The following is a 17270-nucleotide window of genomic DNA, read 5'->3' on the forward strand; positions in this document are numbered from 1 at the left end:
AAAATTAACAGATTGAGTTTTTAGTTCAATCCGTTATAAGCGTAATTAATATATGTTATAGCCAAAGCTTACTTTAACTTTTTTTATCTCACAGTAAAGTAGGCTTATAAAGTTAACAGAATAGCTGTTAACGTGTTGATCAGATTGTACCTAAAGGAACATTATGTCTACTATTTTTGAAGATAACTCACTAAGCATCGGTAACACACCGTTGGTAAAACTTAACCGTGTTACAGGTGGGAATGTATACGCTAAAGTTGAATCACGTAATCCTAGCTTTAGTATCAAATGCCGTATTGGTGCATCAATGATTTGGGAAGCTGAAAAATCAGGTCAACTAACCAAAGACAAAGAACTTATAGAGCCAACATCAGGCAATACGGGTATTGCATTGGCATTTGTAGCGGCTTCTCGCGGTTACAAACTAACGCTTACAATGCCAAACACCATGAGCTTAGAACGTCGTAAACTATTAAAGGCACTCGGTGCTAACCTAGTGCTCACAGATGGCGCTAAGGGTATGAATGGCGCTATTGCTAAAGCCAAAGAAATTCAAGCAGCAGATCCAGATAAGTTTATTTTGCTACAACAGTTCGAAAACCCGGCAAACCCAAAAATTCACTTTGAAACAACGGGTCCAGAAATCTTTAAAGCACTCGATGGCAAAATCGATTTCTTTGTTGCAGGTGTTGGTACTGGCGGTACGATTACAGGCGTTAGTCGTTATCTTAAAAAAGAAAAAGGCTTAAATGTAAAATCAATCGCTGTAGAACCAAGCCACTCGCCAGTTATTAGTCAAACGCTTGCTGGTGAAGAGGTAAAACCAGGACCACATAAAATACAAGGCATTGGCGCAGGCTTTATTCCTGGGAATTTAGACCTATCAATTATTGATGGCGTAGAACAAGTGTCTAATGATGAATGTATCGCAATGTGTCATGAACTAATGAAAAAAGAAGGGATCTTAGTCGGTATTTCATCGGGTGCAGCCGTGGTTGCAGCAAAGCGTATTGCTGAGCGTCCTGAAAATGCAGATAAAAGCATTGTGGTTATTTTACCAAGCGCAACAGAGCGTTACTTATCAAGCCCCATGTTTGATGAAGAGTTTTCCGAGCAAGAGCTTGTTCAGTAATCGAACAACACTATTAAAAAAGGATGTTTTTTAACATCCTTTTTTATTGCTTTTTTAATAAGTTAACACCTATTTAGTCCTATCCTCTTTACATCTCCTCCATTCCATCACACACTTTGTGTATGAGTAATCAACCTGACCAAATATGAAAACAATTTTAACTTCTTTTGTGCTCATTTTTAGTATTCTGATCGTTGGCTGTAATGACAATACTAAACCTAAAGAACAGTACATTGACAATGATCGTCCAGGCGATACCGCCACAGTGTATTTTGATGCGCTTTATAATCAGCATAACTTGCAAAAAGCCAGTAATTTCGCAACGCCTAAGCTAGCTCGCATAATGAAATCTTACGGTACAGCAAAACAATTTGCCCGTAGTCTTATTAATTTACAATTCGATGAGGTGGTAATTGAAATTGATATGTCAAATTCAAGCCTGCGAGAACAGTACGGTAATCACGCTAAGATAAATATTGTATTTACTGGTTATTTTAATGGAAAAAAAATTGATGACTTTCGCAGTATCGAAATGCTAAAAATAAAAGGTAAATGGTACGTAGATAAAATCATCGCCGATCCTTACGGGCGCTGATCAACGTTCAATCTAAAAATATATAAAAGCCTTAAATTATAAGTTTAAGGCTTTTTTAGTGCTTGAGTACAATGTTAGAAATCTTCAGGTTTAAAATTATCTACCGCAATAGCCTGCATTCGTAATTTATTAGCATGATGCATAGCTTCAGCATCTAATTTAGTAAGTAACTCATGCCCAAGAGCGTACTCAATAGCTTGTTCGATATCAAAAGTTGCAGGTACCTTACCTTTTCGTTGCCACTGTTTTAACTGTTTAAATTGATTTTGCATATCGTGCATCGCTAAAAAAGCATTTTCCATCACCCCTGTGCCTGCATTCTCATCAACGTAACACAAATGAGTAAGCCTGTTTCGAAACACGCCTGGTTGAGTCATGTGTTCACAAATACTTTGTGAAGTGGCATCACTTGGTTTGTGATAATGATTACCTAACGGAAACACAATGCGTTTAAGGGCAAAGTTAACCACCGGGTTAGAGAAATTTTTAAAGAAGCCGTCAAATGCTTGACCTATTTCATACAATGACGTCTCTATTGCATACTTAACAAAAGGTAAATCAGCTTGTTGGCGCCCTTCATCTTCAAAACGTTTTAACACGGTAGAAGCAATATACAAATGACTTAATACATCGCCTAAACGTGCCGATATCATTTCTTTGCGTTTAAGTTCACCACCTAACATCAACATTGCAACATCTGTTGTAAACGCGAGTCCTCGGCTCATTCTCCCTAATTGTTTATAGTAGGCCGCGGTTTCTCCGCACACAGGTGCTTTGGCAAAGTGGCTGCGAGTTAAACCATGCACTAAAGCCATGCTTGCATTGCCAATAGCAAACACTATGTGGTTCATCAATAGACCATCAAATTGCTCTAATGCCGCGTCATCATCTTCCATTGAAGCCGCTTCCATTTCTTTTAATACAAACGGATGACAACGAGTAGCGCCTTGGCCAAATATCATTAAATTACGAGTTAAAATATTAGCGCCCTCAACCGTAATCGAAACAGGAATACCCATATAGCCATGTGCTAAATAGTTATTAGGCCCAACCTGAATCCCTTTACCTGCATGAATGTCCATCGCATCATTCATTACTGTTCGACCCATTTCGGTCATATGGTATTTTGCAATAGCTGTTACTACTGATGGACTTAGTTTTAAATCAATAGCACCAGCTGTCATTAATCTGCACGACTCCAGCGCATAAGTTAGGCCACCAATACGTGCTAACCCTTCTTGAACCCCTTCAAATTGACCAATTGACACACCAAACTGTTGTCGAACAACAGAGTAAGCCGAAGTCATTTTAGCCGCTAAATGCCCTGTTGCAGTGCTTAATGCCGGTAACGAAATACCACGCCCTGCACTTAAACATTCAACTAGCATGCGCCAACCTCGTCCTGCCCCTTGCTGACCACCTATAATCCAATCAAGCGGAATAAATACGTCTTTTCCGTACGTTGTGCCATTCATAAACGCCATATTTAGGGGGTAATGACGCTCTCCTGTTTTAACACCTGGATGATCGGTTGGAATGAGTGCACACGTAATGCCAAGCTCTTTTTCATCGCCTAACAACCCATCTGGGTCGTACATTTTAAATGCAAGCCCTAACACAGTCGCAACTGGCGCAAGTGTGATATAGCGTTTTGACCAATTTAAACGCAGCCCCAACACTTCCTTACCATCATGCTCGCCTTTGCACACCACACCAGAATCAGGAATACTGCCAGCATCTGAGCCAGCCTCAGGGCCCGTTAATGCAAAACAAGGCACATCGTCGCCTTTTGCAAGGCTAGGTAGCCAGCGCTCTTGTTGCTCAGTTGTTCCGTAGTGCAGTAATAACTCACCAGGACCTAAGCTATTGGGTACCATGACCGTCACGGCGGCTGTTAAGCTTTTAGTAGCTATTTTTGACACTATGGTGGAATTAGCAATAGCAGAGAATTCAAGACCCCCAAATTTTTCTGGGATGATCATTGCAAAAAAACCTTCGGTTTTTAAAAAGTCCCAAACCTCTTTAGGTAAATCTTTGTCTTTTTGTACAATTTTATAGTCATCAAGCATGGCTAATAAAGTTTCAACTTGATTATCTATAAATACAGTTTCTTTTTCACTTAACTGTGGACGCGGATAGTTGTGTAATTTTTGCCAATCAGGATCACCACTAAATAGCTCGCCATCCCACCAAACATCGCCTGCTTCCATGGCTTCTCGCTCTGTTTGCGATAATGGCGGTAATACTTTTTTAAACATTTTAAAAGTGGGTCGGGTAATTAAATTAAGGCGGATATCTTTAATTGCAAACACCACGATCACCACAACCAGCAATATAATAAATACTGACATAAACACATTCCTTTACAGTTATAAAAACATTGATTTAATTATGACCGATCTTAATTTAAATACAATGGGCTGTCAGAGGAGTGCCACTAAATGATGAGCCGATTCTATTGTAATTAAAATATAACGATAAAGTAGAGTTACGCATTTATTACACACAGCAAAAAGCCCACAAAGTGTGGGCTTTTTACTACTTAACTGGTTTTAATTTATGCGATTAAACGCTTAATTAAAACTGAAAACGCATGTTAGCAAAGTAAGCATCGTTATCTGAGTCATCTGCGTTGTTGCCGTAACCCACTTTTAAACCAATGTTTTTATTGATGAAGTGTTGAGCACCAAAGCTGTAGTTGTCTTCTTTATCGTAAGATGCAAATACAGAAGTCGCTTTAGAGAAGTAGTAGTTTGTTTCTACGTTCCATTGGTCATCTGCTTCGTCAAGGCTTACAAATGTACCTTCTACTGTTAAGTAGTTACCTTGTTGTAAATCAACAAAGTATTTAGCAGCTACTGAACGAGAATCAAAATCATCATCTGATTCTACAGTGATACCTACATAATCTGTATCGTTTAGCATGTGGTTGTATGCTAAAGAAAAGAATGTAACGTTATCACCATCTTTTTGATCAACAAATCTTACTTTTGCAAGTAAATCTGGGTTAAAGAAATAACCAGCAGAAAGTGTGTATGACTCGTTGTTAGAGTTGTAATCAGCATTTTGGTAAGACGCACCAACAACAAAATCTTCAACGAAGTATTCACCGCCAATAGCAGTCACATCGCCAAAATCGTCATCAGCGTAGCCACCAAATACGTTGCTTTGCTTATTGATGTATTCGAATTGATCGTATGGACCTAGTGTGCTCTTTGGAGAGAAGTAGTAAGTAGAGTCCACGCTGATAGTATCGTTGTTATCAGTATCTGTGTAGTTTAAGTTACTGATTGATTGATAGCTATCTGCAGCGTGTGCAGCACTTGATAATAAAAGACCTGAAATAATAATTGCTAACTTTTTCATAATGAAACATCCCTATGTACATTGTTTTTGTACTTTAACTACATTGCTAAAGTGGGGGTATGCTAACGCCGCGAAACTGAACGAAAACTGAATCAAGCAATTGTATTTGTTAGGGAATTTGTAAGAAAGTGTTGGAGTAATTTATGTTAAAGTAATCGCAACAAACTGTAAACAATTACTTTAATTTTACACCGATTTTTGTTTGTTTCTATAATGAATACTGGCTAATTATCCTATAAACATCATTTATGTTATCACCAGCTTTAAAGTCTTTGCTGATAGGGTTTGGATCAGATCCAACCCAAATTTTCAGTTCTGCATCTAAATCAAAGTGCCCCGCACTTTCTTTGCTGAACTTAGTTATCTTAGAGTAAGCAATACTGATCATTTCCATTTTAGAACCAGTCACACCTTGTTTATCTAATAAAATTAGTCGCTTATTAGTAAAGATAAACATATCACGAACTACTTTATACGCCTTTTCAACTCGCTCACCTTCAATAAGCGTATTAGCCAATACTTTTTCTAAATCGGCATCATCCACTTCACTGGCGTTACCCATTAAACCACTAAATAATCCCATTACAGTTTCTCCTGTTTAAATATTTGATTTTCTAGAGTATGACCATTTACTAACTGCCTATACTGCCAATTATGTTGGTGGCAAAATTGCAATAGCGCGATGTCAAGTGAATCGCTAGTTGGTTGATACTCAATCACATACTCTTTATGTTGGCTCATATAAACACGACTCACCCCCTCAATTGCTTGCAGTTGTTGCTCCACATTTTGATACGCTTCACTTAGCATTAAGGTATAAAAGTGCTTATCAGTATTCGCCGCTTTAGTTTGATGCTCGCTTAATATGCCTTTATCTAAATGTAGTACTTGGGAGCAAAGTCGTTCTAGTTCAGTTAAATCATGAGAGCTTAAAATAAACGTCGCTTGAGACGACAGCTCAGACACCAGCTCTCTGACCTCTCTGGCATGAATCGGATCAAGCCCTGCGGTGGCTTCATCTAACATTACAATTTGCGGTGAACCAATTAATGCTTGTGCTATGGTTACACGCTTGCGCATACCGTGAGATAAGTCCCCTGCGCGGTTTTTTGCAACCTCGCTAAGACCCACTAAATCTAATACTCGAAGTGCCTCTATTTGGCTTTGCTTGGTGCCCATACCTTGTAGCTTGGCATAAAAGCTAAGTTGTTTATCTATATTAAAACGCGGATCTAGCTGTGCATCTTGTGGTAACGCACTCACTTTATTAAATAAAGCCGCGCTACCTGGTTTATGGCCGAGTATTTCAAGCTCACCCATGCTAGGTGCGATATAGCCACACAACAAACTAAATAAAGTGGTTTTCCCTGCGCCATTAGGGCCAACTAATGCAACTGGCGCGCCTTTTTGAATCTCAAAATTCACATTATCAAGAGCCAGTTTTGAGCCGTATAATTTACTTAAATTACGCCCTGTTATTAATGATTTCATAATGAGCTCCTTGCAAAAATACGTTGAGCAACTGCAAGTAACACCGCTGTTTGCACTAAAGGAATAGCCAAAGCACTCAATAACGGTAAGTTTTGTCCAGCCAATAACTCTATTTGCACACCAGGGAATAAATAATCAAGCACACTTAATGCGGGTATTTGCCACTCCAGTAATCCAACAATAATGCCGCCGGCTGTGAAATATAAAATTGCTAACACAATAGATAAGCGAGATGAGCTCGCAAAAGTATTAATTAAGCTCATCAAGGCTACAAACGGCGTAAAAGTAACGATGAGTATTAAAAATATTGAAACAGCACGACCAAGGCCACCAGCAAGTAAGCTCGGCTCGCGAAACCCGAGCACCGCCAATGTCGCTATAAGCGTGATGCCAACTAAACAGGTTAGTACCGCTAACTGCCCTAAAAAACGACCAAAGAGTATTTCAAAGCGAGTTGAGCGTAATGATAAAAACCTTAGCGTACCGCGCTCTCTATCACCGACGGTTTGATCACTACAAATAAATAAGCTAAAAACAGGAAAACTATACAAAGCAATAAGCCAATACATAGCAAATTCTGCTTCAGGCCAATCAAGTAACTTACTTAATCCAATAGAGCCGGAAATATCACGGGCTATTTGTTCAAAATCTGGCGAGCTGATTATGCCTACAGCTTGACCTATGGGGTAACGTAAAATAACAAGCCACACTAGTGCAAAAGCCGCCAGTGCAATAAGTCCTCGTTTAGTTAAAAACATACGTACCAGCTCAAAACCCGCGATTTGGGTTAAGCGCCCTACGTTAACTGGTGATGGTGTTGCCATTGACTATCCTTAATGACGTTGTTCATACTTTAAAATAAGCGTTATTTAACAACACTAAGTGTAAACACGTTGAATTGCTAGCAAAAAAAAGCCTACTCAGAGGTAGGCTTTGTAACAAATAATGTAATTTAACCAATTAGTAATTATAAATGTTGCTCATAAATAGCTAATGCTTGCTGTAAGTCGGCAATTAAATCTTCAACATCTTCCAAACCAATGTGCAAACGAATAACAGGTCCATGCTCCCATCCTGTGTGCGAGCGCAGCCCTTTCATTGATAAGTTTGCCGTTACTAAGCTCTCAAAGCCCCCCCACGAAAAACCCATTTTGAAATGTTGTAAGCTATCTAAAAAAGCATCTATGGCGTGTTGATTACCTGCTTTCATTACAAACGAAAATAAACCATTACTGCCGTCAAAATCGCGTTTGAAAAATTCATGGCCTGGGCATGTTGTAAACGCAGGATGGCGAATATGATCAACCAACGCATGTTGCTCAAGCCATTTTGCTACTTCTAGCGCGGCTTTTTCATGCTGATTTAATCGCACTGCCATGGTACGTAAGCCTCGTAGTGCTAAATACGCATCATCTGCACTGGTGCATTGCCCGAGTAAATAAGAGTGTTCACGAAGTGTTGGCCAATACTTTTTATTAGCTACAGCAACCCCCATCATCACATCAGAGTGGCCAACAATATATTTGGTGGCGGCTTGAATACTAATATCAACACCATGTTCAAGCGGACGATAATGCAAGCCATTGCCATAGGTGTTATCAAGCACTGTCATTACATTATGATCGTTTGCCACTTTTACCATGGCGGGAACGTCTTGAACTTCCATGGTAATTGAACCCGGAGACTCTAAAAACAACATTTTGGTATTGTCTTGAATGTACTCTTTTATGTCTGCGCCAATCATGGGCGGATAATAGGTCGTACTAATACCCAACCCAGCTAATATCTTGTCGCAAAAATCACGAGTTGGCTCGTAAACAGTGTCCACTATTAAAATATGATCACCTGACTTTAAAAACGATAACAGCGTTTGGCTTATCGCTGCCGCGCCACATGGGTATAACGCACAGCCCTCACCGCCTTCGAGTTCGGTAATTGCCTCTTGCAGAGCAAAATGAGTGGTCGTCCCTCTGCGGCCATAAAACAAGGTTTTGTCGCCACGTGTTTTAGCCGCTTCTTTAAGCTCACTCACAGAATCAAACACAATCGTTGAAGCGCGCTGTATCACTGGATTAACTACGCCATGGGTGTACGCTTTTTTGCGCCCTGATGACACTAATTGGGTATTTTTATTTTTGCTCGACATGATTCATCCTTCTATCTGAGTACGCCAATATTCAATTAAATAACGCGAAATCGAATCAGCTCTAGGTAGCTTTAAATGCTCCCCCTCGTGTTGCCAATCTTTAAATTGCGCAAGTTCTTGGCGAGAAAACCATCGTGCATCTTCAAGTTCATCTTGCTCTGTGCTTATTTCATCACTGCTTGCTGTGGCAATAAAACCAAGCATGATTGATGAAGGAAACGGCCAAGGTTGAGAAGCAATATACTCTGCTTTCTCCACGGTAATACCCGCTTCCTCTTTTACTTCTCGGATCACGGTTTGTTCAAGGGTTTCACCTGGGTCAACAAACCCGGCAAGTGAGGAATACAGACCTTTAGGCCAAGTTGCTTGGCGACCCAATAAGCAGCGTTCAATCCCATCAGAAAATGTTTTAGTTACTACCATAATAACGGCTGGATCGGTACGCGGAAAAGTTTGGTGCATACAGGCTGCGTTGTCGCATAAACGTGAATGCCCCCCTTCAACTAAGTGATTTTTGGTACCACAGCGACCACAAAAACTATGAGTGGCATGCCAGTAACACAACCCACGAGCAAGCGCTGCATTTGAGCCATCTTCAAGTGCTACTTGAGTACCAGGTTGACGAATATCTGCAAACTGGGCATCACCAACAATCGTTGCTAATAACGACTCTTCGAGTTCAGTTACGTCTAGCGCAAATACGGCATTATCCTGTTTATTTGATCCTAAAAGAATAGCCTGCGTTAAATCTAAATGTGCCACTTGTTGGTAAGCTAAATACACCACCTCAGGGCTACTGTTAGCAAATAAGGTGTGATTGCCTTTAACTAGAAGCCATAAACTGTCTGCTGTTTTTTTTGCGTCTACCCAAGTAGGGTCTTTGCGCGCATTTGAGCCTCTGTCTAATGGCATATTACTGTAGTTAAGCATGTAATTCCTTGATACTAATTGAATCTTAAAATTACCATACTCATCCACTAAACCCAATTTATTATCGCCATAAAAAAAGCCTAAATTAGGCTTAATTAATCTATGCACCCGTTGTATTAAATACTCTCATGATCAACGCAAACATTCTGCTCAAAAATAAATCAAAAATACAATACTTATACTTTTTAAAGTAGTAGCTGTTTGTCTATTAAATGAAATTGCTCGGCACTTTGCTTAAGTACCTCTGCGGTTAATTTATCAGCACCGTATACATCACACGGAACATTATATTGATTTTTTAAATGCCCAAGTAATAATGCAAAGTCACCGTCACCCGAGAGTAAAATAACTTTATCAAGCTGCTTCCCCTGCTCTAGCATATCTATGGTTATACCCACATCCCAATCGCCTTTGGCACTGCCGTCACGGCGTTGAATAAAGGGTTTTAGTTTTACTTCAAAGCCAATAGCGCGCAAAATATTTTGAAACTGATTTTGCTTTTCATCACCTCGGTATATTGCATAGGCGAACGCACATTCTATATCGTATTGTTGCTCCATCATTCGCCAAAAGGCATTGTAATCAAAATTTTTACCGTAGCTTTCGCGACAGGTGTAATAAATATTTTGTACATCGACAAAAATACCTACACGAGGTTTACTGCTTTGTTGTGAGGTCATTCTTATGTCCCAATGAGTAATACTTGCAATTGCGTGTTAAGTAACCTAAATTAGTTACCAAACCCAATGTAACCAAATACGGTTACATTTAACAATGTAACCAAATTTAGTTACATATAAATAATCTATTTGGATTTTTATGATTGGTGTGATCAGCGGCGATATTATTAAATCGCAAAAAATACCTAAACAACAATACGATGCCATGCTTTACCAGCTAGAGCAAAGTTTACGTGCAAATTGCAATAAAACAACATCTTGGGATATTTACCGTGGGGATGCATTTCAACTACAACTCGATAAAAGTGAACAGTTAGTTACCACCGCTATTCTTATTTATCTACAGTTAAAATCTGCCGGCTATGAATTGCGCCAAAGCATGGCGTTGGGGCACATAGATAACCCTAGTACGAGTATAAAAACTGCTACAGGCTCTGCGTTTACTCTCTCTGGTCATGAGCTAGATAAAATGACAAACCAGCGTTTTACATTTGCTATTGCAGATCAATCGGTTGATGAGAGCTTTAAGCTAAACCTAGCGTTTGTCGATGTATTACTGTGTAAAATAACCCAAAAACAAGCAAATGCTTTGTATGTATATTTAACCCATGCTAATAACAACCATGCAGCTTTAGCTAAAGAGCTCAACACCAGCCGCGAAAACGTTACTAAGCTGCTTAATCTTGCTAACTATCAGCTGATAGAACGATTTATTTTACATGCACAACAACAGCTTAAAAGCATACAGCAAGGACATGACTAATGGAATTTTCACTATTACTCGTCGCACTGATTATTGGCCACTTACTCGCTGATTTTTATTGGCAACCCATGAGCTGGGTAAACGACAGAAACACCCGTCATTTTAAAGCAAAAAAACTTTACTACCATGTATTGGTTCACGGAATTACCAGTGCAGTCGTTGTGGCACTTTGGGAATATAGTTTTGGCTGGCAACAACTAAGCAGCGTATTACTGGCGACCGGCATTATTATGATCAGTCACTACTTTATTGATATTGCTAAATCGTATTCAAATAAAGGCGTAGTGCCTTTTTTATTAGACCAAATTGCACATATCACTGTCATTATTGCGATAAGTATTTGGCTCACTGACGATCAGCAATTTGCTGACAATGTGATGGCGTTATTGTGCAACGATAAAGTGCTGTGGGTTATAGCTGGTTACTTTATTATTTTAAGTCCCAGTGCGGTATTTATAAGAATGATGTTAGAGCGTTTAACTAATCACTTTTCTAGTGATGGTAGCCTCCCCTTAGCAGGACAAAGTATTGGTATGCTTGAAAGAGTACTTATGCTGACATTTATTTTATTAGATCAGTTTGCAGGGCTTGGGTTTTTAATTGCCGCCAAATCCGTGTTTAGATTTGGCGACTTAAGTGCCAGCAAAGATAAACAACTCACTGAATATGTGATGCTAGGAACGTTATTGAGCGTCAGTGTTACTTTATTTGTAGGATTAGCAGTTAATTATTTAATCGGTTAGTAAAGCTTTAAAATAGGCATTAAAAAACGCGCTACCAGTAAAAGTAAGCGCGTTTTTTATTAAAGCGAACTAAACCTAATTAGTCGTTATTTGCTGGACGACGACGGCGCTGGCCATTCCCACCAACCGATTGACGCTTTGCCCATGGGTTTTGTGCATTATCATCGGTTTTAGCTGCTGGCTTTTTAGAGCCACCACGACGTGGGCCTGTACCATTGCCACCATTGTTAGGCTTTTTGCTGTTAGGTTTGCTGCTATCTGATTTAGGCTTATTAAATGGTTGTTTTTTCTTTGGCTTTTTTGCCGGTAACGGGCGTGCATCGAGTGCGCGCTCTGCAACAGGGTTAGCCGGTTCAAAACCTTCTTCTTCAGCACGTGGAATTAGCTCGCCAATAAAGCGCTCAATGCCGTATAAATCTACTGCATCGTCAACCGTTACAAACGAAATAGCATGCCCTGATGCCCCCGCACGACCAGTTCGGCCAATACGGTGAACATAATCTTCATATACATTAGGTAAGTCGTAGTTTACAACATGCGGTAATTCAACAATGTCTAAACCACGTGCAACAATATCGGTTGCCACTAATACGCGCACTTCACCACTTTTAAAGCCCTCTAGTGCTTTAACGCGCGCGCCCTGAGATTTATTGCCATGGATTGCCGCGCCAACAATATCATCGCGTTCAAGTTGCTTAACTAAACGATTAGCACCGTGTTTAGTACGACTAAATACCAGTACTTGTTGCCAATCGTTGCTACGAATTAAATGGCTTAATAGGGCCGTTTTACGCGCTTTATCTACTGCGTATACGCATTGAGTCACGCTTTTAGCAGTGGTGTTTTTGGCAGCGACTGAAATTTCAACCGGATCGTTAATTAACCCTTTTGCCAATGCACGAATGTCGTCAGAAAAGGTTGCTGAGAACATTAAGTTTTGACGCTTTTCAGGCATTTTTGCAATTAGGCGTTTAATATCATGGATAAAGCCCATGTCTAGCATACGGTCGGCTTCATCTAAAACCAGTACTTCAACGCTATCAAATTTAACCGCGTTTTGATTGTGTAAATCAATTAAACGCCCTGGTGTCGCCACTAAAATATCAACCCCTTTGCGCAGGCGCTGCATTTGTGGGTTAATTTTAACACCACCGTAAACTACAAACGAACTCACGTTTGAATGCTTAGCATATTCTTCAACGTTTTCACTTACTTGCAACGCAAGCTCACGGGTTGGCGTTAAAATAAGCGCACGAACATGATTACTTTTTGCTTTAGTGCCCGACGATAAACGCTCAATAAGCGGCAAAGTAAAACCAGCCGTTTTACCGGTACCGGTTTGCGCTGCGGCCATTACATCGCGACGTGCAATAATTGCTGGAATAGCTTGAGCCTGAATAGGCGTTGGCGTTTCATAGCCCTTTTCTAAAACCGCATTAACTAAAGACTGTGATAAACCTAAACCATCAAAACTCATATAAACTCTCTATTTCAAATTAGGCCAAAGTGGCCAGTTGCGCGCATTATACCTTTAGTAGCTCAGAATGCATGCCATTATTTACTTTGTGCCAAATCAATAAACACAAATACTAAAAAAGCGGCTAAACAGCCGCTTTTTATTTACCTGAGCATTACAAATGCTAAAAGATTATTTTACACCTAACTCACGTAAACGCTCTTGTAAGTAGCTATCTGCTGTGTAGCGATCAGATAACACCACATCTGGACGAGGGTGTAAAAACAATGGTAATGAAATACGTGATTTGGTTGTTGCTTTACCCGATGGATTAATTACACGGTGAATCGTTGATGGGAAGTAGCCACCCGATGCTTCTTGTAGCATGTCACCAATATTAATAATTAAACTACCAAAATCACATGGCACGTCTAACCAACCGCCATCGGTTTTTTGTACTTGTAAGCCTGGCTCATTTGACGCCGGTAATACGGTTAATAAGTTAATATCACCGTGCGCAGCAGCACGAATAGCACCAGGCTCTTCATCACCTGTCATTGGCGGGTAATGTAAAATACGTAACAACGTTTGCTCAGACTGGGCAATCATATCTTTTAAATCAATAGAGAACTTAGCACGCACTTCTTCAGGCGCTTCAGCCTGCACCCAACTTAATAATGTTGCCGCAAATTCATTAGCTAAACGGTAGTACTCACGAACATCTGCTTCTAATTGTGCAGGAACACGGCCTTTAGGGTAAACATGAAAGTACTCTTTAATGTCTTTTACCGTATGGCCTTTAGCTACTTCTGATACCGACGGTGGAAAATAACCATCTTGCGTTTCTTTTGAAAATAAAAACTCATGCTTTTGCTCTGAGTTAAAAAAGTCTTGCCAATTTTTATAAATAGACTCAACTAAAGATTGCGGAATAGGATGGTTTTTTAATACGCCAAAACCAGTATTTCTCAACGATTCAACAAATTGCGCAGCCGCATCGTCCGCTTTATAATCAACTGTAGGTAATTGCATGGTACATTCCAGTAAGTAGGTTGTTAGAAGCCATTTACTAATCCGCTTAAGCCACAGGTCTACACGAAATTAGTATTACATTCAAATATAGCTTAACTACTTAATTCAAGTAATAAAGGCTGCATTTTTATGCTGTGCGAGGATAGACAAACCCCCTTGAAATTATAAGGACATATGTCCGCACTCAATAAGCAAGCCTTCTCTGCCTTGATCAAGATCAAAATAACGCTTGTATTGAATTTTCACCCCATCGTACCAATCTCTTCTTTATCAGCATCACACACTATATCAACTTGTTAAGGCTCTCTACATGCGACAAAAAGTTTCTTTTAAAAGCGGTGAATTAGAACTCGCTGGACAACTTGAACAGCCCTCTGGTGAAGTGAAATTTTATGCCTTATTTGCTCACTGTTTTACCTGCTCTAAAGATGTAGCGGCTGCAACACGAATAAGTCGCGCGCTCACTCAGCAAGGCATTGCTGTATTACGCTTTGATTTTACAGGGCTTGGTAATAGCGATGGTGACTTTGCCAACAGTAACTTTTCATCAAACATTCAAGACTTAGTGGCTGCAGCCAATCACTTAAGAACACACTTTAAAGCACCTCAGTTATTGATAGGCCACAGCTTAGGTGGTGCTGCGGTGCTTGCAGCAGCAGAGCACATACCCGAAATATCGGCCATTACGACTATAGGCGCGCCATCAGATGCCCAGCATGTTACTCATAACTTTGCTGCTCATTTAGATGAAATAAACCAATCGGGTGAAGCAAAAGTGTGTTTAGCTGGGCGGGAATTTACGATTAAAAAGCAATTTATAGATGACATCGCCAAATACGATAACAGCCATATAGGCAAGCTTAAGCGTGCTTTGTTAGTTATGCATTCTCCTATTGATGCCACCGTGAATATTAGTGAAGCCGAAAAAATTTACGCAGCTGCTAAGCATCCAAAAAGCTTTATTAGTTTAGATAATGCCGATCATTTACTCAGCAATAAAGAAGACGCTAACTACGCAGCCGATGTCATTGCTACGTGGGCTAATCGCTATGTTGAATACGATAAAACACCCTATAGTGCAAAATTAACTAACGGCAGTGTATTAGTTGAAGAAAAAGATCATAAATTCACTCAGCACGTGAGTACTAAAAACCATACATGGCTTGCTGATGAGCCTACCGATGTCGGCGGTAAAAACTTAGGCCCGGACCCTTATGATCATTTACTCGCTGGGCTTGGAGCTTGTACTGCAATGACACTTCGCATGTATGCAAGTCGCAAAGAGTTGCCGCTAGAGCACATAAAAGTAGAGCTCAACCATACCCGCAATTACAACCAAGATTGTGATGATTGCGAAAAAAGCGGCAATTTAGAGGCCATTATCCGCAAAATAACCTTACAAGGTGATTTAACTGACGCTCAGCGAAATCGATTACTCGAAATAGCCGACAAATGCCCTGTGCATAAAACGCTACATAATAGTCCACTGGTGGTTAGCGCATTAGTGGGGTGACGCACAGCTGTGGCTGCGCTATCTTAGATGTTCATTAATGTAACCTCACAATCTGAGATAAAATATAGAGGTTGAATAATAGGTACAATTCTAGTAGCTTGTTAGTAAAAATTATATAACCAAGGATAGGTATAAATAGTATGAATAAAAATACTTACTATGAGCGCAATAACTTTTCAATTTACGAAGTAACAAACAAAACAGGTATCGAGTTAACTTTATCTGAACTAAAACAAATTGAAATAGCTATGCTAATTACCCCAAAAGCATTAACAACTTTTATTAATATATTACACAACCCTGCTAACTTAGATGAAAAGAAAAAAGAAAAATTCGAATCAATTATGAAACAATATGGTTTTATTAATTCAATTAATTTTGAGGCAACACGAACATTTCTAATTCGCCAAGCACGCAAAATAATAAACCTTATCGGCTCCATGCTTTTAACCCCTCATAAACTTTATAAATGCACAGGGTTTGGAGATGCTACTTATTATGATAGATATGGAATTATAGGGTTTGGTAAGAGCTTTTTCGAAGTAGGAACTGACAGAAAAGTTGATACTATCGTTCACGAGTTTAGTCACGCGGTATGGACTTCTGAAGATACAGCATATAACGCTAGAACAGCTTTGAAAGAGCTTAATATAATCGCTCGAAACGCACGAATAAACCAAAGCGCCCAAGATAGAAAAGAAATTCTATCCTCTTCATACGCATTTGAAAGTGCAGTACGAGCAGCCCAATGAAAAGAATTATTATTACTATATTTTGTTTGATTAGTTACTCATCGTTTGCTACCGAAGAAGCTATCGAAAGTCCTATCGCTACCTCCTCTTTCACTTTTTGTCATATAGATACTAAGTGTATAACGAATATCAGATTAGCTAACACAACACCATATAAAGTTAAGCTAAGCTCTCTCGCTTTTAATAAGCAAGGAATCGATTTAAACTCGATGTATGTATTTGAAGAAGATAGGTATTACGATTTAAAAGAGAATAACTTAGATACAGGTATGTCAGAGCAACCCATACAGGGACGCAGACGCGCCTACAAGCAATTGTCATCATTAGAATTCGAGCCCCTAGAAGTCAAATTTATTGAACTAAAAGGCATAGAAAAGAGGTTTGCATTAGATCCAGGTAAGAGGTATCTGGTGGGGACACTTACCCCATTTGTAAACTTGTACATTAATGGTAAATTTGCCGATATCATCACAATTAGAACAAACTATTCACTTTTAACAATTCCTACAGAAGATATGGAAATAAAGGAACAGCCAATAAAGCAGTTTGCTACGCCCCAAGGGTAACCTGTAATAAATATACATGCTTTGTTTGATCGCACTAAAAATTCTGCGTCAGCTTAAACCTTTATATATCAAGCCAGCATAATGTTGGCTTGAAATATATCTTAG

Annotated in this window: 17 protein-coding genes; 7 read left to right on the forward strand and 10 right to left on the reverse strand. The window is 39.5% G+C overall.

Features of this window, described 5'->3' with window-relative positions:
* The first annotated feature begins 163 nt into the window (after positions 1-163).
* Both cysK and PUND_RS11840 read left to right on the forward strand, forming a co-directional pair.
* A complete protein-coding gene (gene cysK, locus PUND_RS11835; RefSeq protein ID WP_010391479.1) occupies positions 164-1132 on the forward strand; it encodes a cysteine synthase A in 969 nt (322 codons plus the stop codon).
* A gap of 145 nt (positions 1133-1277) precedes the next feature.
* The gene (locus PUND_RS11840; RefSeq protein WP_010391478.1) at positions 1278-1727 is read left to right on the forward strand and encodes a hypothetical protein; all 450 of its coding nucleotides are present in this window, start codon (positions 1278-1280) and stop codon (positions 1725-1727) included.
* 74 nt (positions 1728-1801) lie between these two features.
* Here the strand turns inward: PUND_RS11840 and PUND_RS11845 are convergent, their stop codons facing one another.
* From PUND_RS11845 to PUND_RS11880, 8 genes are all read right to left on the reverse strand, one after another.
* Positions 1802-4078 (reverse strand): acyl-CoA dehydrogenase, encoded by a 2277-nt coding sequence (locus PUND_RS11845; RefSeq protein WP_010391477.1) that lies wholly within the window; start codon positions 4076-4078, stop codon positions 1802-1804.
* A gap of 226 nt (positions 4079-4304) precedes the next feature.
* Positions 4305-5093, reverse strand: a complete 789-nt coding sequence (locus tag PUND_RS11850; RefSeq protein ID WP_010391475.1) for a putative porin — start codon at positions 5091-5093, stop codon at positions 4305-4307.
* 208 nt (positions 5094-5301) lie between these two features.
* A complete protein-coding gene (locus PUND_RS11855; protein ID WP_008111597.1) occupies positions 5302-5676 on the reverse strand; it encodes a PH domain-containing protein in 375 nt (124 codons plus the stop codon).
* Positions 5676-6584, reverse strand: a complete 909-nt coding sequence (locus tag PUND_RS11860; RefSeq protein ID WP_010391473.1) for an ABC transporter ATP-binding protein — start codon at positions 6582-6584, stop codon at positions 5676-5678. Before PUND_RS11860 ends, PUND_RS11855 begins: the two co-directional genes overlap by 1 nt.
* A complete protein-coding gene (locus PUND_RS11865; protein WP_010391471.1) occupies positions 6581-7408 on the reverse strand; it encodes an ABC transporter permease subunit in 828 nt (275 codons plus the stop codon). The genes PUND_RS11860 and PUND_RS11865 overlap by 4 nt, the downstream gene beginning before the upstream one ends.
* A 143-nt stretch (positions 7409-7551) precedes the next feature.
* Positions 7552-8730, reverse strand: coding sequence for a cystathionine beta-lyase (locus PUND_RS11870; protein ID WP_010391468.1), 1179 nt, complete (start codon positions 8728-8730; stop codon positions 7552-7554).
* Between the two features lie 3 nt (positions 8731-8733).
* Complete coding sequence (nudC, locus tag PUND_RS11875; RefSeq protein ID WP_010391466.1) at positions 8734-9660, reverse strand: NAD(+) diphosphatase; 927 nt, start codon at positions 9658-9660, stop codon at positions 8734-8736.
* Positions 9661-9845: 185 nt separating this feature from the next.
* Positions 9846-10340 (reverse strand): LabA-like NYN domain-containing protein, encoded by a 495-nt coding sequence (locus tag PUND_RS11880; protein ID WP_010391464.1) that lies wholly within the window; start codon positions 10338-10340, stop codon positions 9846-9848.
* Between the two features lie 139 nt (positions 10341-10479).
* Between PUND_RS11880 and PUND_RS11885 the strand changes: the two genes are divergently transcribed.
* Both PUND_RS11885 and PUND_RS11890 read left to right on the forward strand, forming a co-directional pair.
* Complete coding sequence (locus PUND_RS11885; RefSeq protein WP_010391462.1) at positions 10480-11103, forward strand: hypothetical protein; 624 nt, start codon at positions 10480-10482, stop codon at positions 11101-11103.
* Positions 11103-11846 (forward strand): DUF3307 domain-containing protein, encoded by a 744-nt coding sequence (locus tag PUND_RS11890; RefSeq protein ID WP_010391460.1) that lies wholly within the window; start codon positions 11103-11105, stop codon positions 11844-11846. The genes PUND_RS11885 and PUND_RS11890 overlap by 1 nt, the downstream gene beginning before the upstream one ends.
* Before the next feature lie 79 nt (positions 11847-11925).
* Here the strand turns inward: PUND_RS11890 and PUND_RS11895 are convergent, their stop codons facing one another.
* A complete protein-coding gene (locus PUND_RS11895) occupies positions 11926-13323 on the reverse strand; it encodes a DEAD/DEAH box helicase (RefSeq protein ID WP_010391458.1) in 1398 nt (465 codons plus the stop codon).
* Between the two features lie 171 nt (positions 13324-13494).
* Positions 13495-14334, reverse strand: a complete 840-nt coding sequence (locus PUND_RS11900; RefSeq protein WP_008111615.1) for an isopenicillin N synthase family dioxygenase — start codon at positions 14332-14334, stop codon at positions 13495-13497.
* 310 nt (positions 14335-14644) lie between these two features.
* Here PUND_RS11900 and PUND_RS11905 point away from each other — a divergent pair, with 310 nt between their 5' ends.
* From PUND_RS11905 to PUND_RS11915, 3 genes are all read left to right on the forward strand, one after another.
* Positions 14645-15847 carry a bifunctional alpha/beta hydrolase/OsmC family protein gene (locus PUND_RS11905; protein ID WP_010391456.1) on the forward strand — a complete coding sequence of 401 codons (1203 nt, stop codon included), beginning with the start codon at positions 14645-14647 and terminating at the stop codon, positions 15845-15847.
* 140 nt (positions 15848-15987) lie between these two features.
* Positions 15988-16599 carry a M35 family metalloendopeptidase gene (locus PUND_RS11910; RefSeq protein ID WP_010391453.1) on the forward strand — a complete coding sequence of 204 codons (612 nt, stop codon included), beginning with the start codon at positions 15988-15990 and terminating at the stop codon, positions 16597-16599.
* Positions 16596-17165, forward strand: coding sequence for a hypothetical protein (locus PUND_RS11915; protein ID WP_010391450.1), 570 nt, complete (start codon positions 16596-16598; stop codon positions 17163-17165). The genes PUND_RS11910 and PUND_RS11915 overlap by 4 nt, the downstream gene beginning before the upstream one ends.
* Positions 17166-17270: the final 105 nt, after the last annotated feature.

It is taken from the genome of Pseudoalteromonas undina (assembly GCF_000238275.3).
GTDB classification, from domain to species: domain Bacteria; phylum Pseudomonadota; class Gammaproteobacteria; order Enterobacterales; family Alteromonadaceae; genus Pseudoalteromonas; species Pseudoalteromonas undina.